Consider the following 21,516-nt stretch of genomic DNA (forward strand, 5'->3'; position numbering starts at 1 on the left):
ACCGCCCGCTGACACCCTGACAGACCAGGACCCACCGTGAACCAGATTCCACTCATCAGCCAGCTCTCCGACGAGGCCGCCTTCATCGGCCGACACATCGGGCCCTCCGACGACGACATCGCCCAGATGCTGTCGTACCTGGGATACGACTCGCTCGAAGCACTCATCGACGCCGCTGTGCCCGGGGGCATACGCACCAACTCGGTGCTGAACGTCCCCGCGCCCACCAGCGAACTCGAGGCCCTGGCCAGGCTGCGCGCCAAGGCCGACCGCAACGTGGTCAACACCTCGCTCATCGGCATGGGCTACCACGACACCTTCACCCCCAGCGTCATAGTCAGGCGCCTGCTCGAGTCGCCGGCCTGGTACACCGCGTACACGCCATATCAGCCCGAGATCAGCCAGGGTCGTCTGGAGGCACTGCTGAACTTCCAGACGATGGTGTCTGACCTGGCGGGGCTCGACATGGCAAACGCTTCGCTGCTCGACGAGGGCACCGCCGCAGCCGAGGCAATGACCTTGGCCAGACGGTCGACCAAGTCGACGTCGAACGCATTCTTCGTCGACTCCGATTGTCATCCCCAGACCATCGACGTGGTCAAGACCCGGGCCGAGCCACTGGGCATCGATGTGGTGGTCGGCAACCCGCTTACCGACCTGGATGCCGCGTCGGTCTATGGCGTGTTGTTGCAGTTCCCTGGCTCGTCGGGCCAGGTCACCCCCGTGGGCGAACTGGCAGATCTGGTCGAGCGTGTGCATCATGCGGGAGGCCTGGTCGCGGTGGCCGCAGACCTGCTGGCGTTGACGTTGCTGACCCCTCCTGGCGAGTGGGGCGCAGACATCGTCGTCGGCTCGTCGCAGAGGTTTGGCGTGCCGTTGGGATTCGGCGGGCCACATGCGGGCTTCATGGCCGTTCGCGACGCCTACCGTCGCTCGATGCCGGGCCGTCTGGTCGGTGTGTCTGTCGATTCGGCGGGCCGCCCGGCAATGCGCCTTTCGTTGCAGACCCGAGAGCAGCACATACGCCGCGAGAAGGCCACGTCCAACATCTGCACGGCCCAGGTGCTGCTGGCCGTCATCGCCTCGATGTACGCCGTCTATCACGGCCCGGACGGGCTCACCCGCATCGCGACGCGGGTGCACCGGCTCGCCTCGGTGTTGGCCAAGGGCCTGGCCGACGCCGGCTACGAGATAGTGAACGACCACTGGTTCGACACCATCACCGTCAGGGTCCCCGACCGGGCTCAGGCCATCGAGTGGGCCGCACGCGACCAGGGCATCAACCTTCGCCGAACCGGAGACGACCTCATCGGCATCAGCCTCGATGAGACCACCGACTCAGCCATCGTCCGCGGCGTGTGGAGGGCCTTCGGGGTCGACCGGGCCGTGATCGAGATCGAATCGTCGGCCCCCGACGGGCTGCCCGAGGGCTCAGCTCGCACATCGCCGTTCCTCACCCACGAGGTGTTCCACAGCTATCGCTCTGAAACAGACATGTTGCGCTACATGCGCCGCCTGTCGGACAAGGACGTCGCTCTCGACCGGGCGATGATCCCGCTGGGCAGCTGCACCATGAAGCTGAACGCCACCACCGAGATGGAGCCCATCACATGGCCCGAGTTCGGGCGGATGCACCCCTTCGCTCCGCTCGACCAGGCGGCCGGCTACATGCAGATGATCCGCGAGCTCGAGACCCTGCTGATCGAGATCACCGGCTACGACGCGATCAGCCTGCAACCAAACGCCGGCTCGCAGGGCGAGTTCGCCGGGCTGCTGGCCATTCGTGAGTATCACAAGGCCAACGGCGATCACGAGCGAAACGTGTGCCTGATCCCCGAGTCGGCGCACGGAACCAATGCCGCGTCCGCCGTGATGGCTGGCATGCGGGTGGTCGTGGTGGGTTGCGACGACTTCGGCAACATCGACATAGACGACCTGAAGGCCAAGATTCACCAGCACGGCGATGCCGTCGGCGCCCTGATGATCACCTACCCCTCGACCCACGGCGTGTTCGAGGAGTCGGTGCGCGAGGTGTGTTCTCTGGTGCACGCAGCGGGCGGCCAGGTATATGTCGACGGCGCCAACATGAACGCCCTGGTGGGCGTGGCGCCTCCCGGCGAGTGGGGCGGCGATGTGAGCCACCTGAACCTGCACAAGACCTTCGCCATCCCCCACGGCGGTGGCGGCCCGGGTGTGGGCCCGGTGGCGTGCAAGGCCCACCTGGCCCCGTTCCTGCCCAACCATCCGGTCGTCGCCGAGGCCGGGCCAGCCACCGGGCCCGGTGCAATCTCGGCCGCCCCGTGGGGTTCGGCCGGCGTGCTGCCGATCTCGTGGATGTACATCACCCTGATGGGTGCCGAGGGCTTGGTTCGCGCCACCCAGGTGGCCATCCTCAACGCCAACTACATAGCCAAACGGCTGGCCGACTCGTACCCGGTTCTGTACACGGGCCCCAACAACCTCGTGGCCCACGAGTGCATCATCGACATCAGGCCGCTGCACGAGGTGTCGAACGCCGACGTCGCCAAGCGTCTGATCGACTATGGCTTCCACGCCCCCACCATGTCGTTCCCGGTGCCCGGCACCTTGATGATCGAGCCGACCGAGAGCGAGAGCCTCACCGAGATCGACCGCTTCTGCGATGCCATGATCTCTATCCGCGGCGAGATCGACAAGATCCGCTCGGGCCAATGGCCGGCCGACGACAACCCGCTTGTCAACGCCCCACACCCGGCGCTCGACCTGCTGGGCGGCGAGTGGTCGCATGCCTATTCGCGAGAAGAGGCCGCGTATCCGGTCGAGGGGCTTCGCAGCGACAAGTACTGGGTGCCTGTCAGCCGTATCGACGAGGCCTACGGCGACCGCCACCTGGTGTGCTCGTGCCCCGACCCGAGGGCCTTCGAGGAAGCCGACCTGTGAGCGAAGAACCCCAATACGGCTACTTCCCGCTTGGTGAGTTCCTGGGGATGAGCCTCGAGACGGTCTCAGACGGTGTGGTCGCCGAGATCGACATCGGGCCCAAACACCTGAACCCCAACGGGGTGGCTCATGGGGGCGTCATCTTCACGATGCTCGACACGGCCATGGGCAAGGCGACCATGGAGGTGATTCCCGATGGCTGCTTCTGCGCGACCATCGAGATCCAGACCCGATTCCTGCGTCCACTGATGCCGGGACCATGCGTAGCAAAGGTCACCGTTACCAAGCCGGGCCGCACCATCGTCCACCTGGGTGGCGAGGTGTTCGACGCGGCCGAACGGCTGGTGGCCACGGCTTCGGGGTCGTTCAGCGTGATCACGCCCTAGGCGCGGCGATCAGGCGCCACCTCTGCGTCCGGCCCGGGCGGCGAAGGCGTCCAGTTCGTCGAGAACCTCGGGCGCGGCCCATTTGCGGTCGCGGCGGTTGCCGGTGATCTCCGACAACACGCCGGCCTGGGCCAGTCGCTCTATGGCGCGGCGGGCATTCACCGGGGCAACACCGGCTTCGGCCCGCACCACATTGCTATCGATGACCGGCTGACGCAGCACCAGATCTGCCACGGTCCACACCGCCGAATCGGCACGGGCGTTGACGCGTTGGTGCCATCCGGCGCGCAGGGCCCTCAGGTTGCTGACCAGGGTGGTTCCGTTCTGGATGGCCAGAAACGCGGCGTCGGCCACCAAGGCCACGATTGGGTTGGGATCGCCGGCGCGGTAGCTGCCCAGGGCCCCGAAATAGGCACCGACATCGGTCAGCAGGCCCGCCGATATCGGCACGTTCACCGACCGGGTCAGTCCCTTCGACCGCAACAGGGCGTGCAGAATCGCGCGGCCCGTGCGCCCGTTGCCGTCGGGGAACGGGTGAATCGTCTCGAACTGGGCGTGGCCGATCGCGGCCTGGGCCAAAACGGGCAGATCGTCTCGGTCCAAGAACGCGACCAGGTCGTCCATCGCATCGGGAACGCGATCGTGATGCGGAGGCACGAAGTCGGCCTGGTGAGGACCGAACGGACGTCCGCCTATCCAAACCTGTTGGTCGCGCCAGCCCCCGACGTGGGTGGGTGCGCTGGCCTCCAGCAGAACCCGCTGGGTTTCGATAATCGCCTGCGCATCCAGCTCGTCTGCCAGCCTGATGGCGGCCTGCATGGCGCGGGTGTTCGAGACGATCACCGCCGCATTGGCCCTGCCGCCGTCGAGTTCGGCCAGGGCTATGGCTCTGGCCGACGAGGTCAGGTTCTCGATCTGGCTCGATGCCACCGACTCGGTCCGCAGCAGGATCGCCGCAAAGGGGGTCAGGTCCGAACCGAAAGATTCGTCGAAGCGGGCGATGGCCGCCGAGGCGTCGTCGGCGCGGGCCAGGGTCTCGGTGTCGAGATCCAGCGAATCGACGCCGGCTATCTCGGGCACCACGGCCGCCAGGTATGGTCCTCGGTGGCGCCGCTGTTGGGTGCGCGACATCATCGAGGCCGAAGATGGCGTCCACTCGCGCTTTTCGTATGAGAGTGCGGGCCAAGCGGTGCTCATGGGTTCCCAGAGAGTCTCGTTAAGTATCTTTATCAACCTAAGGATACCTAACGGCCGCTGATGCTGACACTTCAATAGTTGGCGCAGAGTCCGCCTCCACTAGCCTCCGGCCATGGGCGACTACTCCACCTCCGAACGCGACGGCAACCTCTTCATCATCACCATCAACCGACCCGATGTGATGAATGCGCTGCACCCGCCGGCCAACGCCGAGCTGGCAGGCCTGTTCGACGAGTTCCAGAACGACCCCGACCTGTGGGTGGCCATCATCACCGGCGCCGGCGACCGGGCGTTCTCGGCAGGCAACGACCTCAAGTACCAGGCCGGCGGCGGCGACCGGTCGGCCATGCCGGCCACCGGTTTTGGCGGCATCACCTCGCGCTGGGACCTCGACAAGCCGGTGATAGCCGCCGTGAACGGCGTGGCCATGGGCGGCGGCTTCGAGCTGGCGCTGGCGTGCGACCTCATCATCGCGTCCGACAACGCCCGGTTCGCCCTGCCAGAACCCAAGGTCGGGCTGGCAGCGCTGGCCGGCGGTGTGCACCGTCTCCCCCGCCAGATCGGCCTCAAGCGGGCCATGGGCATGATGCTGACCGCCAGGCATGTTTCGGCGGCCGAAGGCCTCGAGCTCGGCTTCGTCAACGAGGTGACCACCCAAGATCGCCTCATCGAGCGGGCACGCGAGTGGGCGTCGATGATCCTGGCATGCTCACCGATGTCGATTCGTGCCACCAAGCAGGCGGCGATGCTGGGCCTGAACGAGCCCGGCGTGCAGGCAGCCCACGAACGCAGCTACCCGGCCGTTAAGGCCCTGCGCGAGTCAGAGGACTTCATCGAGGGGCCCCGCGCCTTCGCCCAGAAGCGATCGCCCGAGTGGAAGGGCCGCTAGGCGCGCCGGTCAGCCGACATCGCTCAACCACCGCCTGGCCTGCGCCGGGGTGCGCAGCCGCACCACCTGGGCGTGTGCCCACTGGCCCTCGTCGAGCATCTGCTGGTATTGGCTGCGGTACTCGTCGAAACGGGTCCAGCTCCAGACGATGATGTTGCGCTGGGGGTCGAGCGAATAGAGGTTGGTCCAAGGCTCGCGGTTGCCGTTCCACAACTCTTCTCTGGTGATCACCCGGCGCAGGGTTCGCCTGACGACGCGTGCCATCACGCGCGGCTTGGAGGTGTCTACCCACACGATCGTGTCGGCGGCCTCTCGAACCTGACGGCCGCCGTGTGAGTTGTAGTTGCCGTCGCTGGTCCACCCGTTCGGAGCATCGGCCAGCCGCTGAGCCACGCGCCTGGCGAACTCGCCCTGGGGCAGTTCGGTCCAGCCCGGCTGGTGGAAGATGGCATCTAGCTCTATGTGTTCGACGCCCAACCGCCTGGCCACCTCGCGGGCCAGAGTGGTCTTGCCCGCTCCACTGCAACCAACGAATGCAACCCGCCGCACCAGCACGACGCTAGCGTCGGCGAGCGAGCAGGGAGGCCCATTTGACCAGCACACCAAAGATCATCCTGGACTGCGACCCAGGCCACGACGACGCAATGGCGATACTGGTCGCGGCCACATACGGCGACCTGATCGGTATCACCACCGTGTCGGGTAACGCCCCGCTGGACATGACTACCCGCAACGCCCTGCTGGTGTGCCAGATCGCGGGGCTCGACGTGCCCGTGCACGCCGGAGCCGCCCGCCCACTGGTCATCGAGGCCAGACATGCCCGGCAGGTACACGGTGCCACCGGCCTCGACGGCCCCGACCTGCCCGGCCTCAACCGCCAGGTCCACAGCACCGACGCCGTTCGGTTCATCATCGACACGGTCAGGTCGACCGACGATGTGTGGCTGGTGCCCATCGGGCCGCTGACCAACATCGCCCTGGCCCTGCGCGAGGCCCCCGACATCGCCCAGCGCATCGCCGGAATCTCGCTGATGGGCGGGTCTGCAGGCCCCGGCAACGTCACCGCCACGGCCGAGTTCAACATCTGGGCCGACCCCCACGCGGCTCGGGTAGTGCTGTCGGCGGGCATTGCGGTGGTGAAGATGGCGGGGCTGAACCTGACGTCCCAATACACCGTCGACCGCGGCACGGTGCGAGACCTCGCATCGCAGGGCACCGAGACATCTACGTTCGCCTCGCAGGTCATCGAGGCCTACGTCGACGCGGGCCAGCGCATCAGGGGTGTTGCAGAGGCGAACCTGCACGATCCGTGCGCGGTGTTGGCCCTGACCCACCCCGAGTTGTTCACGTCCACCCACAACCACGTCGACGTCTCTACCGAAGGCATCACCGAGGGCATGACCGTGGTCGACGAGCGCGGCTGGGGCGGAGCCCCGCCCAACGTCGAGGTGCTGCGCACGATCGATCGCGACGAGGGCATAGACGTGTTCGTCGCAGCTGTCAGGAGGTTCCAGTGACCGCCGACGTAGTTCAGATCGCTGCGCCGAGCTGGCAACGGTTCGGCCCCCGCCTGGTGGCCGAATTCCCCGACTTCGAATGGATAGTCGTCGACACCGACTCGGTGATGCTCCACACCGCCGCGGGTACACAAGCCGAGATCGAGCCTCAGCAGGCGCAGCCGACGGTCGCGTGGATGTGCTTCGAGGTCTTCGGGTCGCCGGTGATGCGCCGCCACTTCAAGATGGCCGAAACCGCGCCGACCGTCGAGCTCGTTCACGCCTCATACGCCGGTCTCGACGGTGAGTACTGGCAGCGGCTGGCCGACCGTGGCATCGAGGTCACGTCCGCCCACCTGTCCGGGGTGCCGATCGCAGAGTTCATCATGCACAGGGTGCTCGACTGGTTTCAGAGGGGCCCGGTTCGCCATCACAGCCAGGCAGCCCATCAGTGGCATCGATACGAGTATCGGGAGGTATTCGGCACCAACTGGCTGGTCGTGGGAATGGGAGCCATCGGCACCGAGGTGGCGGTCAGGGCCCGAGCGTTTGGTGCCAGCGTCACGGGCGTCAGGCGCAGCCCGGCAGGCGACGAGCCGGTCGACGCGATGATCGGCCCAGACGACCTGCCCGATCACGTGGGCAAGGCCGACGTTGTGGTGTTCACCCTGCCGTCTTCGCCGGACACGGACGACCTGGTCGACGCCGACCTGCTGGCCCGCTTCAAACCCGACGCCGTGCTGGTGAACGTCGGCCGCGGCTCGCTGATAGACGAGGACGCGCTGCGTCAAGCGCTCGATGCAGAGCAGCTCGAGGGAGCGATTCTGGACGTCATGCGCACCGAGCCCCTGCCCTCGGATCACTGGATGTGGGACCACCCCAAGGTGTGGGTAAGCCCCCACAACTCGGCGGCGGGCAACAACCGGTTCGAGCGCAGCTACGGCCACTTCGTCAAGGCCATGCGCGCCCGCTCGGCCGGCCGGCGCTAGTCCAGCAGGCCGCGCTCCCAGCACCGGCCCACCACCTCGACCAGACGTTCGGTCGGCAGGTCCTGGGGCGAGACGGGTCCGGTGAAGTCACCGAAGACGATGTCCTCGTCGGGCCCGACCACGTCGTAGGAGAACTCGTCCAGATAGATCGGCAGCCGGTCGTACTCGTCGTCGTCGTACTCGGGGTACAAGGCTTCCCAGTCGATCAGGCCCTGCTCCTCGCGCAGGTACTGCTCGGCCTCATATGCCTCACAGTCGAGTTCGCCCGCGGCCGGCACGTCCGCGGCGTCGTCGGCCGAGGCCGAGCCCATCTCGTCGGCCATAGGAGCACCCATCGGCGCGCCACCCATGACCGCCCCCATTTCCGAGCCCATCGGTGGCTGTGACATGCCGCCCGACATCTCCATCGGAGAAATCTCATTCGACATCTCATCTGACATCCCAGTGGGCGAGGTGTCCGAGTCGGCCATGGGGACCGGCGCCGATGCGGCCAAAGCCGCTGTGGCCTGGCCCGAGCCGTCGCCGGCCACCAGGCTCCAGGCGCCGATTGCGGCCAGCACCCCCACGGCGCCCATCGCCGCACCTCGCAGCGTGGCCCGAGCTGTGCCGTGCCGGTTGTCGGTGGGTTCTGTTTCGTTCATCTGGTCAGCTCCAGTGGTCTGGTCGGTGTGTCGACGACCGACGCCGGGTCTATGTCGAGCACCCCTGCCACCAGCCCGGCCAGGTACGACCGGAAGTCGGTGGTGGGCACGAAGTTGTCGTCGGAGTCGAGCCGGTCGAGGTCTACCGGGCTTCCGTGGTGGCCGCCGATCACGCTCGACCCCACCACGAAGTGGGTGCCGGCAGTGCCATGATCGGTGCCGCTGCCGTTCCACTCAGGTCGACGCCCGAACTCTGACCAGGTGGCCACCACCACGGGGGGTCCGCCGGGGGCCAGCACCTCGAAGAACTCCCTGATCGCGTGGTCGAGTTCGAGCAACAGTCTGGGGTGCTGGTACCACTGCTCGCCGTGGGTGTCGTAACCGCCCTGCCATGCGTGGAACATGCGCGTTCCGACCCCCGAGTTGATCATCGAAGCCACCAGGCGGAGCTGCCGGCCGAGGCCACCGGACCACACGTCGTTCTCGCCGTCGAAATAGCGCGGGGCGCCATCGCTGATGACGGCGGGCGGCGTGTCCTCGTAGCCAGACGACAGGTCACCGACCTGTTGGGCGATGTCGAACACCATCGACTGGCCTCTGCGAACCTGCGCCACCAGCGACGGATCGCCACGGCGATCTTGGCTCAGCGATCTAACCCCGTCGTACAGCGACCGTTCCCACGGCTCGACCTGCACCCACGGCAGGTTGCCGTCGACCGGCACGGTGGCCGCCGACCAAGTCGGCCCCATCAGGGCGGCCGATGCGGTCTCGACGCTCATCCCAATCAACGGATCGTGGGCGCCTCCCCCAATCGAGTCGAGTGCACGCCACATCCAGCCGGTGCGAGAGCTCAGGTCGATCGAACCCTTCTCCCACGCGTCGGTCTCGTCGAAGTGGCTCAGCGTGGCATCGGCACGCCCGACCCCGTGCACCACGGCCAGATTGCCCTGTCCCCACCGGCCGGCCAGAAACGGCATCGCGTACAGCCCGAACGACTCGTCCAGCGGATCGGTGTTGGCCTCGTCGACCGCACCATCGCCCCTGAGGTCGCGGTATCGGCCCGAACCCAAGGGCACGACGTTGTTGAGGAAGTCGTTGCCTCCCTCCATCTGGATCATCACCAGAATCGGCTCGCCCGATGACTGAGCGGCTGCGGGTATGGCTCCGGACAGGTCGACCCCCTGACGGCCTGGGGCGGACGCGGCCCCGGTCGGCAGCAGCGAGCGAACGCCCAGACCCACCGACCCCACGGCGGCGGCGCCCGCGCCCATGGCGAGGAATCGCCGCCTGCTCAGTTGGCTTTGTTGGCTCAGTTGGCTCTGTTGGTGTCTTTGGTTGGTATCGAATCGGTTCATGCCAGTACTACCTCCGGGCTGACGAAAGCTGCGGCTATTGCGTGTTCGACGGCGATCCAGCCGTCGGCGGCGGCGGCTGTGGCCACGGCATCTACGGTGTCTTCGGACCACTCGACCAGGCCGAACTGACGCAGCACCGCCTCGGCCAGCCTCTTTGGCGACGTATGAGCGGCCAGCCGTTGGGCTATACGGCTTTCCGATTCGACGATGTGCCAGCCGATTTCGCGCCCCACCACCAACCTGGCTGCCGACCTGTTGGCGTCGAGCCACGGTTCGTTGTGGGCCCAGCCGCCGACGTTGGGCGGGTAGGCGGGCTCCTGGCCCATCCGCTCGGCCCACCAGCTGATGGCCAGCGAATCCCAGACCTCGGGGTTCTCGAGATCGCCGTCGTCGCCGTAGTCGAATGCCCTGCCGTTGGGGTCGAGCATGTCGATCTCGAAGTTGCGCGCGGTTCGCACCAGTATCTCGACCGGCTGGGTCACCAGACCGGTCATCACTTCGTTCGAATAGAACTCGGGGCTGGTCAACAGCGTCACCAACCCGTCGTGAATCGATCCGTCGGGGCCTGCAAGCGCCGAGGCGATCGGCGCCAGGGTCTGGGGGGTGGGCTGCGTCCCCGCATATCGCGTCCACAGCCGGGTCGCGATGAACTCGGGGCACTCGGGCCTGGCCGTTATCGTCGCGATGAGGTCGTCGGCCGACAGATCGCCGGTCACACCCAGGAAGGTCTTTCGTCCGAAGTCGTGCAGCTCGGGCAACAGCTGGGTGCCCATCGGCCGCCACTGCTCTTCGTATCGCAGCGCATAGCCGGTCAGGGCCCTTGCCGCTTGGGCTACATCGAGCTGGCCATAGCCGTTGCCTGCTCCCATCGAGAACAGCTCCAGAAGCTCCCTGGCATAGTTCTCGTTGGGTGCCCCGACCTCGCTCAGGTGCAGGTCGAGCCAGATGTTCATCGCTGGGTCGTGGGTGACGGCGCTCAGGATCTCGTCGATGCCGCCCAGGCTGTGACGGCGCAGCATCACCATGTGCTGGTGCATCAGGTCGGCCCATTCGACCTTGCGCAGCGAGGTGGCGAAATGGCCGTGCCAGAACCACGCCAGCCTCTCTATGGCCGGTGTCGGCGAGGTGACGGCCAGGTGCCACCACCACAGATGGAACTCGTGATCGAGGATTACCGAGTCGCCCTGGGTACGTCGATGGGGCGAGCCCGCGGGCGGTGCCGCGTTCCAGTCCAGCAGGGCGCGCACCAGCTTCTCGATGTCGCCTCCGTCGGCCCACGCCGAGATCTGTTCGGGTGTCGCTCCCCAGGCCGCCCGCCTGAACAGGTGGGCGACGTTGCGTGGTGTGGCCTCGACTTCGCTCATGTCAGCGACTTTGACGGCTCACGATGATGTGATCGTGAGGTCGGGCTTCATGTGTTCTTCATCGAGGGCCGCGCGTCGCTACGCTGGCCTGCGTGTCCGGCGTCTCCACCCTCTACGACCGCCTCGGGTGCACGCCCGACGCCGACGCCAGCACCCTTCGCAGCGCCTATCGCGAGCTGGCCAAGCGCTATCACCCCGACGCCAACTCGAACATCGATCCCGGTGTCATGGCAGGGGTCAACGAGGCATGGAAGGTGCTTTCCGACCCGTCCAGGCGCGCAGCGTACGATCGCACCCTCATCGATCTAACAGTCGAGAGCCGGCTCACCATCGACAACAGCCACGTCCCACCAACCCCGCCCGAGTTCCAAACCCGCAGAGACGCTTGGTTCGCGGGAATCCGTGTGCAGATCGTGCGCCTGACCCGCGAGGCGGCCAGATCGGCTGCACTGGCCCTGTCGATCAAGCGTGGCGGACACCCCAGGGCCGTTTACGACGCCCGCATCGACACGCTCGTCGCGTACAACATCAACGACACCGCCGACCGGGTCAAGGCTGCACGTGCTGCGGGTGCCGCCCCGCTGGATCTGGGCCTCGCGTCGGCTCTGGTCGGCCTCACCCGCCTGGCCGAGCGCACCTACGCCGACGCCAGACTGATCGGTGTCAGCACCGGCCACCAGGTGCTTGCCGAGTTGATCGACCGCACCTGGGACAACCTCGCCCACGGGCTGAGTCACGAGGTCACCACCGCGCTGGGTGCCAACCCCCATCTCACCCGGCGACTGCGCGACCTCTGATCCGTCCGGTCACGGCGCCGGCACCAGTTCCGCGTACAACGACAGCACGTCGGCGGTGGCGATGGGTCCTGTGGCAAACACCACCACTCGCCTGCCGGTCCACACCAGATAGACGACCTCGTTGTCGATGTCTTCCCAGCCCACCACGTTGGCTCCGCCCGGCAGCTCTATCGGGAACACCTCAGAGTCGCCCGCAGAACCGATGATGTTGGCCGCGTAGATGTCGGTGTCGATGCCACCCGACAGAGCCTCGTCGATTCCCGCAACCACCAACACCGCAGCGAACTGACCGTCGGCGTCTGACACCTCGAGAGCTTCCAGGTACACGCCCGGACCCCCGGCCAGCGCCCCCTCTACCCCCAGCCCAGCGGTGGCTTCATCGGTCAGCAGGGTCGACTCGTAGCCGGGCAGCGACACCGTGAGCCACGGCCACAGGCCGGGTTGAACACCCTCTAGCTCGGCCCGAGCCGCACCGATGCTGCATCCGTCGACCAGGCGCAGAACGTCTGACATGGCACCGCCGGGGGCGGTTTCGTTGGCCAGGGCGTCAGCCAGGAACGCCTCGGCCAACCCGCCCGATAGCCCGAAGCCGAGGCAGTCTGTTATGGCGGGGTCGATGTCGGCGGGGCCTCCGGCCAGCAAGGCTCGCTGAACCAGTTCGGCTACATCTGTGCAGCCGGACCAAACCGCCACCACCCAGTCGATCTGTTCTCGCGACAGCCGGGCATAGGGGTCGTTGTCGGGGCCGTCAGGGTCCGCGGCGGTCACCCCGGCTTCGGCCAGAGGGCCCACGCCCACTACATCGACCGTGCCCGCCGCGATGCAGCGGGCCACGGCAGCGTCTATGGGCAGAACGCCGTCGGTCTCGAACACCGTGGCCATCGCGTCGACCAGCTCTGCCACCTGGGCGGGATCGTCGGTGGTCGACGTCGTTTCATCACCGTCCGAAGTCGGAGTCGATGCCCCCGAGCACGATGCGATCACCCACAGCGCCAGCGCCACAGCGATGTGGGTTGTGCGTCTTACGGGGGGCTTAACTGTGTTCTGACACACTTCCAAAACCAACGTGCCTGGGCGATCATTCTCGATTCTGGGCACACTAGACGGAGCCGGCAAGCAGACCTGGGCGCCAGCAAGCAAGCCGGCAGATACCAAATGCCACAAAGACCCATCGCAGTCGCACCGAACACTCGCCCCGCCATGCACCAGGCACTGGCCGAGGCGGTCGAGCGCGCCGGGGCTCGGGTCAGCGACCTGGCCGAGGCCGAGGCGCTCATATTCGCCGACCCCGCTGCGGCCGACACCTTCCCGTCGATAATCCAACAGGCACACAACGTTCGCTGGGTCCAGTTGCCCTATGCCGGCATCGAGACGTTCGTCCAACATCTCGATCCACGCTTGGTGTGGACTTGCGGCAAGGGCGTCTACGCGAGGCCAGTCGCCGAGCACGTGTTGGCCTGCGCGCTGGCAGGCTTTCGAAACCTGCACCAATACGCCAGGGCCAGCTCTTGGTCCAGACCCATTGGCACCAACCTGCTGGGCGCCAGGGTCACCATCCTCGGCGCAGGTGGCATCACAGATGAACTCCTCGACCTGTTGGCACCCTTCGACTGCCAAACCACGGTCGTGCGCCGCAGCGCCGAACGCCACCCGTCGGCCGACCGCACCATCGCCACCGCGGACCTCGCAGGCGTACTGCCCGAAACCGACCTTTTGGTCGTGGCCTGGGCCCTCACCGACGAGACCCGCGGCCTCATCGATCGCCACGTGTTCAACGCACTGCCGTCGCACGCGTGGCTGGTCAACGTCGGGCGTGGCGCTCATGTGGTTACCGACGATATGGTCGAAGCACTGGCCAACGGCTCTATCGGTGGCGCAGCGATCGACGTCACCGACCCAGAGCCGCTGCCCGAGGGACATCCTCTGTGGACCGAGCCCCGCTGCCTCATCACACCCCACGTGGGCAACACACCCGAGATGGGTCTGCCGCTGCTGGCCGATCGGGTCAGGCGCAACGTCGCACTGTTCTGCGCCGATGCCGCCCCCGCAGACCTGCGACACCTGCTGGGCCTGGTCGATGTCGAGGCGGGCTACTGAGATGACGAGCACCACCATGCGCGTCGGCGTCTACCCAGGCTCGTTCAACCCGTTCACAGTGGCTCACCTGGCTATCGCCGAGGCCGCCAGAGAAGATCGCAACCTCGATCGGCTGCACCTGGCGATTTCGCGGACCCCGCTGGGTAAAGACACGGTCGAGCGCCCTACCTTCGAGCACCGGGTTCAGGTGCTTGCCGAAGTCGTCGCACAATACGACTGGCTCGATCTCATCATCACCAGCGACCGGTTGCTGGCCGACATCGCCGAGGGTTACGACCTGCTGGTGATGGGCGCAGACAAGTGGCACCAGATCCACGAGCTGTCGTTCTACGCCGACGATGCCGCCCGACGAGACGCTGCGCTGGGCAGGCTGCCAGAAGTGGCTGTAGCACCCCGACCGCCTGCACATACCCCACCCGAACTCGAACTCGATGTCGCCAAACACCTGGGCGACGTGTCGTCCACCGGGGCACGCAACGGCAACACCTCGTGGATGCACGAGGTGGCCCGGCGCTTCGCCGACCGCACAGGTGCTTGGACCGACCCAGACCGCTACGAGGCATATCTCGCCGAGGACCATCGATGACCGCACCGAGAAGGCCCCGCCTCAACCTCAACCCAGACCTGGCTCGAACCGACGCCGTCGACTGGCGATCGCGCGGCGTCGATGCAACCGCACGCATCCGCATGGCCGGGTGCCTCGACTCGGTGTTGCGGTCGATGGACAGGCGCTGGATCTACGTCGTTGTTCGAGACTCGAAGCCGATCTACCAGTCGACAGCCCTTCAGCGCCGGCTGATCGTCGGACCCGACGACTACTCGTGGATTCCGGATGAGGTCCTCGACCTCGAGCGTGGCGTCGTCGAACTCCCCGGCAGCGCTACACCCATCCTGGTCAGGCGGTGCGGCCAGATCTCGGTTGCATGGTTGGGCGAACTCGAGGCCGCTCTGCCTGCGTTGGACCAGCCGTTGGTTCCGCCACTCCAGTCGGGTGACCTCGACGAGTTCGCTGTTGCGTTGGCGTCGGCGACCCAGTCGACCAACTGGCATCTGTTGTCCTTCGGCCGCGACGGCAAGCTCGACCCTGTCTCGCCAGGTGCCATGCGTCGCTTCGGATTCGAACAATCGGCGACGAGCTGGACATGGGTGCCAGAGTCGTGGGCCGAGGGCTCCCACGACATAGTCGACCTGGTTCAGCTGCCCGACGGCCGTACCCGGCTGGCCGTCGGAGAACTGGTTCAACACGACCTGGGCACACTGGCCGTGTTCAAGCTGTGCCAGCTCACTCAAGAAACGAACCCCCTGCGCTCGTCGTTTAGCCCGTCGACCGGAGACGGCGACCCCACCAACAGCTAGAGACCGAAACTGATGCTCCTATGGGGTGTATGTGTCAAGCGGCTTGTTGGTTGGGGTGGAGGAGGAGTTGGTAGCGGTGGGCGAGGTCGGCGTCGTGGGTTAGGTTTCGTTCGAGTTTTGAGATGCGGATGGGCCAGGTGCCGAGGGCTTGGGCGACGTCTGTGAGTGTGAGGCCGGCGTTGGTGCGTTGCGTGCGTAGGTCTTTTCCGGCGGGGATGGTGGATGGGTTGGTGAGGAGTCTGAAGATCTCGCGGGCCACGTGGCGTTTTAGGCAGCGGATTATCTCTTTCTTTGACTTGCCTTCGTTGGTGCGTTTCGCGACGTAGGCCATGGTGCGCTGGTCGCAGGACATGCGCACGAGCACGATGCGCCAGAGCGCGTTGTTGGCGTGTCGGTCACCGCCTCGGTTAAGTCGGTGACGGGTGATCTTGCCTGATGATGCCTCGACCGGGCTCGCGCCGCATAGCGCCGCGAAGGCGGCTTCGGAGCGCATGCGGTGTGGGTTGTCGCCAGCGGTGACCAGCAGTGTGGCGGCGACTTCGGGGCCGACACCGCGGGCTGCGAGCAGGGCCGGGTTGATCGCTGCGCACAGTTGAGCGATCTGAGTATCGAGGGTTTCGATCTCGGCGCTGAGGTCGAGGTGGCGACGGGCCAGTGTGCGCAGTGCCGCCTTGGTCGCGTCGCTGGGATCAGTCACGTCAACAGTTCGTAACCGCGCGCACACGGTGACGCGCTGAGCAGTGTTGAGGTCTCTCAGGCGCGCCCGAAGCTGGTCGGGTCCGGTCACGATCAGGTCCCGGATCTGGTTCGCTGCCTGGGTTCGGGCCTTGATCGCGGATCGTCGAGCCAGGCGCAGGACCCGGACGCTCTCCACCGGCCCGAAGCCGCTCTTGGGGACCGCTGTTGCATCACCGTTGAGAGCGGACCGGGCAGCAGCCTCGGCGTCCACGGTGTCGGATTTGCCTCGGCGTCGACGCCGCTGCCGATCGGGTCGATTGACCTCGACAACCTCGACACCTTCATCTTTGAGATAGCGGGCGAGACCAGCACCGTAACTACCGGTGCCTTCCACACCGACTCTGACGACATCTCCGTGGCATTGCATCCATCGCAACAATCGTCGATAGCCCGCCCCATCGGCGCGAAACGACTCAGTCGCGACGATCCGCCCGATGACATCGACAACAGCAGCGACATGAACCTCGCCGTGAGTGTCGACCCCTCCTGTCACTTCCTTGCTGAGTTGGTGCATGCTGGTCACGGTCTTCCTATTCGACGCTCGGATGGGTTGGCACCACCGGCCGGGACGACGGACAAGACATCGACGGGGAACAGCCAAGCTCCTAATGAGGTCACGTTCGTCCGACCGGCTGGTGCGCGTTCGATGCCCGAGCGGATCAGCCGACCGATCAGTCAAAAGACACAAGGCCAGTCACACCCAGAGTCAGACCGACCCACTCGAACACCAAACACATCCTCCCGAACCAGTGAACGACCCCGGTGGACCCTTCGATGTCCCACCCCTTGTTTAGGGTTTGTGGCGTGACAGAGGTGCGGGTGGTGCTGAGCGGCGCCGAGCAACTAGAGGTGATGGATGTCGCCGAGCTGGAGGCTGAGCTTGGTGGTGTTCGTCGTGTGCGGGCTCGTTTGGATGGCCACGAGGCCCGTTTGTTGAGCGCTCTGGCCAAGGCCCGCCAGAGGGCCGCGAACCGCAAAGGCAAGCAGCCTGGCCCGGAAGCCGAATCGCAGGGTACACCCGATCCTGGGCCTCCTGCTCCGTCGCGTAAGGCCCAGCGCGAGGCCGAGGCCAGGTCACAGCGTCTAGCGACGAATCCCGATGTTGCGGAGGCGTTGGAGGCTGGAGACATCAATTCCGAGCAGGCCGACTACCTGACCAACACCGATCTGCCCGACGACATCAAAGCCGGCTTGTTGGCAGAAGCGATGGGCCAGTCTGCGGATGAGACGAGGGCGGCGGTTCGTGAGGCCGAACGCGAACAAACCCGCGAGGACCCTGAAGAGCGGCTGGCCCGTCAGCGGCGACGCAGGCGGGGTTCGTGTGGGATCGACGATGAAGACATGATCTGGTTCAACGCCACCCTCGACCCAGTCACCGGTGCGGCGTTGAAAACCGAATACGACCGACGCGAACGCGCCGCGTTCCACCACGACATGCGAACCATCACAGACCCCAGTAAGCGTCGCAGCCACCAGCAGCGGGGTGCTGACGTCATCGCAAGCATGCTCACAGACGGCCTCCTACCCGCAGCCGACCAAGCCGACCCCCACCGCGGGTGCCAAGGAGAAGGCCGCTGGTTGTGTGAACCTGATCGTCGACATCGACCAACTCGCAAGGCCCGACGGGCTGGCCTACACGATCGACGGCGCCCAGATACCGGCATCGATCGCACGATCCATGCTGTGCAGGGCCCAGATCAACGCCTGGTACCAACAAGCAGACAGGCGCCTGTTGGATCTGGCCTATGACGTCGAATACGCCACACCAACACAACGACTCGCCCTGGCCATACGCGATGGCACATGCAGATGGCGGCACTGCAACACCGAAGCCCAACGCTGCGAAGCCCACCACCTACACCATCGCGAGCACGGAGGATCGACCGACCTCGACAACCTGGCGCTGTTGTGCCCGCATCATCACGACCGGCTCCACCAAAACGGCAACCGACTGGTCATGGGAGACACACCGGACCAGTGGCGACTCGAGGACAGCCACGGCACCGTCATCAGCGAATGGACCAAACCACCACCACGACAACAGACACCGGCCGGCAAACCACCAAACCAAACCGCGCGAGCCGGCTAGCGGCCGCCCTGGGTCAATCGCGCCAGGGACGGATTAGCGCTTCTTGCGCTGTCGAGGCCACCATCGTGCCGTCGATGCGGTGGATGGTGCCGTGCACCAGGCCACGATGCGGCAGATGCCGACGGTCGCAGGTCGTAGAAATGCCATTGGGCCAGGTCGGTTGGCCGATGGATCCACACCAAGTGGTCCAGGCTGGCCGACATCGAGCGTTCGAAGCCGGGGTTGTTCTCGTGCGGTCGACGAGCAGCCCCCACCGGCCCGTGATCGGACGAATAGGCGATGCCCGCCGAAGTCGCCGGCTCGTCGGCGCCGGCCAGATCTGGAACCCTGAACCAGATCCACCGAGCCGGCCGCTGATCATGGGGGATCTGATCGATGGGCACCGAGCGGCTGTCGACCACATCGGCAAAACCGTCGGGCTCGAGTTCGTCGGGATGCACACCGGTGGCCTCGATGACATCGAACACCGGTGTCTGATGGTCGTATCCGTTCTCGAGGACCTGGAACGAAGCCTCCATGTTGAAGATCGCCTCGCCGTATTGGATGGCAACCACTCGACGGGTGGCGAAGCTGCGCCCGTCGCGGATCCGGTCGACGCGATACATGATCGGGTGACGCCAATCGCCGCGCAGGAAGTACGTGAAGGCTGTGTGTCAACAGCTGCTGATCGGGGTCGAGGGTACGCTGAGCTGCCGTCAAAGCCTGGGCTGCGACCTGACCCCCGAAGACTCTGGTGCGCTTCTTGGCCGGGCTCTTCCCGCGGAAGATGTCGTGTTCGACCTGCTCGATGTCGAGAATTTCCGGAAGTGTCGGCGAGTCCAACGCGTCGATGGGCGAGTCTGGGGTCGGAACCGGTCTGATTGCGGATGACGGCACGGGCTCAACACTAGACAGCGGCCGCACCACCAGGCGCGGTTATCTAATCTGTCGCACATGGACGAGATTCTCGACGTCGACCTGCTGGCCTTCGAGCAGGGAACCACCGCCCAGCGCAAGGCGGTGATCGACGGAGTCATGCGCAGCCTTGCTACCGGCTTCGTCTACACCAAACACGACCTGTCATCGACGATGCTCGACGACGCATACGACGTGCTCGGCAGGTTCTTCTCGTTACCTCGCGCTGTGAAGGACAAATACGACGCCCGCGAGACAGGCGGTCAGAGCGGTTACACCCCGCTGCTAGTCGAGACCGCAGCCATCAGCGACGTTCCCGACTGGAAGGAAATGCTGAACTTCGGCGTGCCGGCGCCCGAAGGACATCCGCTCAACCGCAGATACGGACACCGCTATCACCATCCTCTGCTGCCCGAACAAGACCTACCCGGGTGCACAGAGCTGCTGCTCGAGTTTCACCACAAGGTCGCCGCCCTGCAGCAGCGCTTCCTGCGCATCATCGCGGTGGGTATCGGCGCCCACGAGTCGTATTTCGACACCATGGTCACCCACGGAGCCCACCTCACCAGGGCCATCAACTATCCCCCGATGGAAGGCGCACCCGGCACCCAGCATGTTTGGGCCGAAGCCCATGGTGACATCAACCTGATCACGGCGCTTCCCCGTGCCACGGCCAGAGGCCTGCAGGTCAAGGTCGAAGGCAGGTGGGTCGACGCCGAACCACCCGACGACCACGTCATCATCAACACGGGCATCATGCTCGAACGTCTCACCAACGGCTTGATTCCCGTCGGTTGGCATCGGGTTGTCGCCGACCCCGAACAACAGGGCGGGCGAATCTCGGTTGTGCAGTTCTGTCACCCGACGCCGTGGACGATCCTGTCGCCCGCACAACCGACCGTGTCGCCCGAACGTCCCCTCAGGTACGCGGACATCTCCGCCGGCGATCTGCTCGACGAGGTCATCTGGCAGATCGGCCTCATGGGCTGACACGGCCACACCAGGTCGCCGGCCGGGTTGGCTGCTATTTTCGGTCGCAGGTTCTGCACCCAGGAGGCCCGATGCCCACCGCCAACGTCAACGGCCAGTCGATCAGGTTCGACGACTCGGGCGGTGATGGCCCGCCCATCATCTTCAGCCACGGCTTCTTGATGGATCGCACCATGTTCGCGGATCAGGTCGAGAGCCTGCGCGACTCGTATCGATGCATCACCTGGGACGAACGCGGCTTTGGCGAGACACCGGCCACCGGACCATTCACCTACTGGGACTCGGCGCGAGATGCCCTCGCTCTGCTCGACCACCTGGGTATCGACTCGGCGGTGTTCGTCGGGATGAGCCAAGGTGGCTTCCTGTCGCTGCGAGCGGCTCTGCTGGAGCCCGAACGTGTGAGGGCTCTGGTGCTGATCGACTCGCAGGCCGGCGTCGACGATGCCGAAACCCTCGAGGGCTATCGCGGCATGATCGCTCACTGGAAGAGCGGCCAGCCTCTGGGAGAGGTGGGCCAGATGGTCGCCGGCCTGATCTTGGGCGAGCCCAACCTGATGCAGAAATGGATCCAGATCTGGGAATCGCGCGACCGCGACGGCATCGAGTACCCGGCCGGAGCCCTGCTGGACCGCGACGACATCACCGACCGCCTTGCTGAGATCGCCTGCCCGGTTCTTTCGATACATGGCGAGCAAGACATGGCCATAACCATGGATCGCGCCGAAGCGCTTCAGGCCGCGGTCAGCCACGCCCGGGGCCTGGTCAAGGTGCCAGGTGCGGCACACGCCCCCAACATGACCCATCCCCAGATCGTCAACCCGGCCCTGGGAGCCTTCCTCGACAGCCTCGAGCAGCGGTGACCAGCTCGTTTGACCCCTTCTCCGGGAAGCCAAACGACGGACCGTCCGACGACGCCCCTGAGCCGTCGAGCGGCCAGGCATTCCCGGCGCCTCCGCCCGACTACATCAGCCAGGGAACACCGCCGCCACCACCGCCTCCCGGACAGCCTCAAGGCCCCTACCCCGGATGGTCCGGTCAGGCACCCGGGCCCGCACCCGTCTATGTGAAGCCCAGCGGCACCAGCGCCGGTCTAGCCCTAGGCCTTTCCATAGTGGGGCTGTTGGTCTGTGGCGGCCTGCTCAGCCCAGTCGGGATGATCATGGGCATCAAGGCCCGCAACCAGATCGACGCCGGCATGGGCAACCCCGCCGACCGTGGCATGGCCACAGCAGCCTTCATCATCGGGCTCATCGGCACGGTCATCATCGGGCTGCTGATCATGTTCTTCTTCATCGGTGTTGCGGTCGCAGGTTCCTAGA

The 21,516-nt window shown here is 65.9% G+C and carries 21 protein-coding genes and 1 pseudogene; 13 read left to right on the forward strand and 9 right to left on the reverse strand.

Features of this window, described 5'->3' with window-relative positions; all coding sequences use genetic code 11:
- The first annotated feature begins 36 nt into the window (after positions 1-36).
- Positions 37-2,919 (forward strand): aminomethyl-transferring glycine dehydrogenase, encoded by a 2,883-nt coding sequence (gene gcvP, locus R2770_06530; GenBank protein MEZ5280111.1) that lies wholly within the window; start codon positions 37-39, stop codon positions 2,917-2,919.
- On the forward strand, positions 2,916-3,305 hold the full coding sequence (locus R2770_06535; GenBank protein ID MEZ5280112.1) for a PaaI family thioesterase: 390 nt from the start codon (positions 2,916-2,918) through the stop codon (positions 3,303-3,305). Before gcvP ends, R2770_06535 begins: the two co-directional genes overlap by 4 nt.
- 9 nt (positions 3,306-3,314) lie before the next feature.
- On the opposite strand, the gene R2770_06540 is transcribed toward R2770_06535, so the two are convergent.
- Positions 3,315-4,502 (reverse strand): Fic family protein, encoded by a 1,188-nt coding sequence (locus tag R2770_06540; protein MEZ5280113.1) that lies wholly within the window; start codon positions 4,500-4,502, stop codon positions 3,315-3,317.
- 112 nt (positions 4,503-4,614) lie between these two features.
- Between R2770_06540 and R2770_06545 the strand changes: the two genes are divergently transcribed.
- Complete coding sequence (locus tag R2770_06545; protein MEZ5280114.1) at positions 4,615-5,391, forward strand: enoyl-CoA hydratase-related protein; 777 nt, start codon at positions 4,615-4,617, stop codon at positions 5,389-5,391.
- Between the two features lie 9 nt (positions 5,392-5,400).
- Here the strand turns inward: R2770_06545 and R2770_06550 are convergent, their stop codons facing one another.
- Positions 5,401-5,940: an AAA family ATPase gene (locus R2770_06550; protein MEZ5280115.1), complete on the reverse strand. Its 540-nt coding sequence runs from the start codon at positions 5,938-5,940 to the stop codon at positions 5,401-5,403.
- Positions 5,941-5,981: 41 nt separating this feature from the next.
- Here R2770_06550 and R2770_06555 point away from each other — a divergent pair, with 41 nt between their 5' ends.
- Together R2770_06555 and R2770_06560 are read left to right on the forward strand one after the other, a co-directional pair.
- Positions 5,982-6,908, forward strand: coding sequence for a nucleoside hydrolase (locus R2770_06555; GenBank protein MEZ5280116.1), 927 nt, complete (start codon positions 5,982-5,984; stop codon positions 6,906-6,908).
- Positions 6,905-7,876 (forward strand): NAD(P)-dependent oxidoreductase, encoded by a 972-nt coding sequence (locus tag R2770_06560; protein ID MEZ5280117.1) that lies wholly within the window; start codon positions 6,905-6,907, stop codon positions 7,874-7,876. The genes R2770_06555 and R2770_06560 overlap by 4 nt, the downstream gene beginning before the upstream one ends.
- Here R2770_06560 and R2770_06565 read toward each other — a convergent pair.
- Genes R2770_06565 through R2770_06575 form a run of 3 tightly spaced genes read right to left on the reverse strand, consistent with a single transcriptional unit; the run spans position 7,873 to position 11,236 of the window.
- Positions 7,873-8,517 (reverse strand): hypothetical protein, encoded by a 645-nt coding sequence (locus R2770_06565; protein ID MEZ5280118.1) that lies wholly within the window; start codon positions 8,515-8,517, stop codon positions 7,873-7,875. The two genes, R2770_06560 and R2770_06565, sit on opposite strands and share 4 nt — an antisense overlap.
- Positions 8,514-9,872: a DUF1501 domain-containing protein gene (locus R2770_06570; protein ID MEZ5280119.1), complete on the reverse strand. Its 1,359-nt coding sequence runs from the start codon at positions 9,870-9,872 to the stop codon at positions 8,514-8,516. Before R2770_06570 ends, R2770_06565 begins: the two co-directional genes overlap by 4 nt.
- Positions 9,869-11,236, reverse strand: coding sequence for a DUF1800 family protein (locus R2770_06575; GenBank protein ID MEZ5280120.1), 1,368 nt, complete (start codon positions 11,234-11,236; stop codon positions 9,869-9,871). The genes R2770_06570 and R2770_06575 overlap by 4 nt, the downstream gene beginning before the upstream one ends.
- Positions 11,237-11,328: 92 nt before the next feature.
- On the opposite strand from R2770_06575, the gene R2770_06580 reads away from it, so the two are divergent.
- Positions 11,329-12,033 carry a J domain-containing protein gene (locus R2770_06580; protein ID MEZ5280121.1) on the forward strand — a complete coding sequence of 235 codons (705 nt, stop codon included), beginning with the start codon at positions 11,329-11,331 and terminating at the stop codon, positions 12,031-12,033.
- Between the two features lie 9 nt (positions 12,034-12,042).
- Here R2770_06580 and R2770_06585 read toward each other — a convergent pair whose 3' ends face one another.
- Positions 12,043-13,017, reverse strand: a complete 975-nt coding sequence (locus R2770_06585; protein ID MEZ5280122.1) for a hypothetical protein — start codon at positions 13,015-13,017, stop codon at positions 12,043-12,045.
- Between the two features lie 216 nt (positions 13,018-13,233).
- Here R2770_06585 and R2770_06590 point away from each other — a divergent pair, with 216 nt between their 5' ends.
- From R2770_06590 to R2770_06600, 3 genes are read left to right on the forward strand one after another with little or no spacing between them, the layout of a single operon-like run.
- Positions 13,234-14,130: a D-isomer specific 2-hydroxyacid dehydrogenase family protein gene (locus tag R2770_06590; GenBank protein ID MEZ5280123.1), complete on the forward strand. Its 897-nt coding sequence runs from the start codon at positions 13,234-13,236 to the stop codon at positions 14,128-14,130.
- Between the two features lies 1 nt (position 14,131).
- A complete protein-coding gene (locus R2770_06595) occupies positions 14,132-14,716 on the forward strand; it encodes a hypothetical protein (protein MEZ5280124.1) in 585 nt (194 codons plus the stop codon).
- A complete protein-coding gene (locus R2770_06600) occupies positions 14,713-15,486 on the forward strand; it encodes a hypothetical protein (protein ID MEZ5280125.1) in 774 nt (257 codons plus the stop codon). The genes R2770_06595 and R2770_06600 overlap by 4 nt, the downstream gene beginning before the upstream one ends.
- Positions 15,487-15,715: 229 nt before the next feature.
- On the opposite strand, the pseudogene R2770_06605 reads toward R2770_06600, so the two are convergent.
- Positions 15,716-16,738, reverse strand: a pseudogene (locus R2770_06605) (IS110 family transposase).
- A gap of 569 nt (positions 16,739-17,307) precedes the next feature.
- The gene (locus tag R2770_06610) at positions 17,308-17,652 is read right to left on the reverse strand and encodes a hypothetical protein (protein MEZ5280126.1); all 345 of its coding nucleotides are present in this window, start codon (positions 17,650-17,652) and stop codon (positions 17,308-17,310) included.
- Between the two features lie 154 nt (positions 17,653-17,806).
- Here R2770_06610 and R2770_06615 point away from each other — a divergent pair, with 154 nt between their 5' ends.
- Positions 17,807-18,313, forward strand: coding sequence for an HNH endonuclease signature motif containing protein (locus R2770_06615; GenBank protein MEZ5280127.1), 507 nt, complete (start codon positions 17,807-17,809; stop codon positions 18,311-18,313).
- On the opposite strand, the gene R2770_06620 is transcribed toward R2770_06615, so the two are convergent.
- Positions 18,310-18,945 carry a thioesterase family protein gene (locus R2770_06620; GenBank protein ID MEZ5280128.1) on the reverse strand — a complete coding sequence of 212 codons (636 nt, stop codon included), beginning with the start codon at positions 18,943-18,945 and terminating at the stop codon, positions 18,310-18,312. The genes R2770_06615 and R2770_06620 overlap by 4 nt on opposite strands.
- 301 nt (positions 18,946-19,246) lie before the next feature.
- Here R2770_06620 and R2770_06625 point away from each other — a divergent pair, with 301 nt between their 5' ends.
- From R2770_06625 to R2770_06635, 3 genes are all read left to right on the forward strand, one after another.
- Positions 19,247-20,197 carry a 2-oxoglutarate and iron-dependent oxygenase domain-containing protein gene (locus R2770_06625; protein MEZ5280129.1) on the forward strand — a complete coding sequence of 317 codons (951 nt, stop codon included), beginning with the start codon at positions 19,247-19,249 and terminating at the stop codon, positions 20,195-20,197.
- Between the two features lie 71 nt (positions 20,198-20,268).
- On the forward strand, positions 20,269-21,057 hold the full coding sequence (locus tag R2770_06630) for an alpha/beta hydrolase (GenBank protein MEZ5280130.1): 789 nt from the start codon (positions 20,269-20,271) through the stop codon (positions 21,055-21,057).
- Positions 21,054-21,515: a DUF4190 domain-containing protein gene (locus R2770_06635; protein MEZ5280131.1), complete on the forward strand. Its 462-nt coding sequence runs from the start codon at positions 21,054-21,056 to the stop codon at positions 21,513-21,515. The genes R2770_06630 and R2770_06635 overlap by 4 nt, the downstream gene beginning before the upstream one ends.
- Position 21,516 lies beyond the last annotated feature (1 nt).

This window comes from Acidimicrobiales bacterium (genome assembly GCA_041394185.1).
GTDB lineage: Bacteria > Actinomycetota > Acidimicrobiia > Acidimicrobiales > Poriferisodalaceae > JAAETH01.

Coding starts and splice junctions, on each gene's coding strand:
- R2770_06540 (MEZ5280113.1), bottom strand. CDS start 4,502: ATGAGCACCGCTTGGCCCGCACTCTCATACGAAAAGCGCGAGTGGACG.
- R2770_06545 (MEZ5280114.1), top strand. CDS start 4,615: ATGGGCGACTACTCCACCTCCGAACGCGACGGCAACCTCTTCATCATC.
- R2770_06565 (MEZ5280118.1), bottom strand. CDS start 8,517: ATGAACGAAACAGAACCCACCGACAACCGGCACGGCACAGCTCGGGCC.
- R2770_06570 (MEZ5280119.1), bottom strand. CDS start 9,872: ATGAACCGATTCGATACCAACCAAAGACACCAACAGAGCCAACTGAGC.
- R2770_06575 (MEZ5280120.1), bottom strand. CDS start 11,236: ATGAGCGAAGTCGAGGCCACACCACGCAACGTCGCCCACCTGTTCAGG.
- R2770_06590 (MEZ5280123.1), top strand. CDS start 13,234: ATGCACCAGGCACTGGCCGAGGCGGTCGAGCGCGCCGGGGCTCGGGTC.
- R2770_06595 (MEZ5280124.1), top strand. CDS start 14,132: ATGACGAGCACCACCATGCGCGTCGGCGTCTACCCAGGCTCGTTCAAC.
- R2770_06600 (MEZ5280125.1), top strand. CDS start 14,713: ATGACCGCACCGAGAAGGCCCCGCCTCAACCTCAACCCAGACCTGGCT.
- R2770_06625 (MEZ5280129.1), top strand. CDS start 19,247: ATGGACGAGATTCTCGACGTCGACCTGCTGGCCTTCGAGCAGGGAACC.
- R2770_06630 (MEZ5280130.1), top strand. CDS start 20,269: ATGCCCACCGCCAACGTCAACGGCCAGTCGATCAGGTTCGACGACTCG.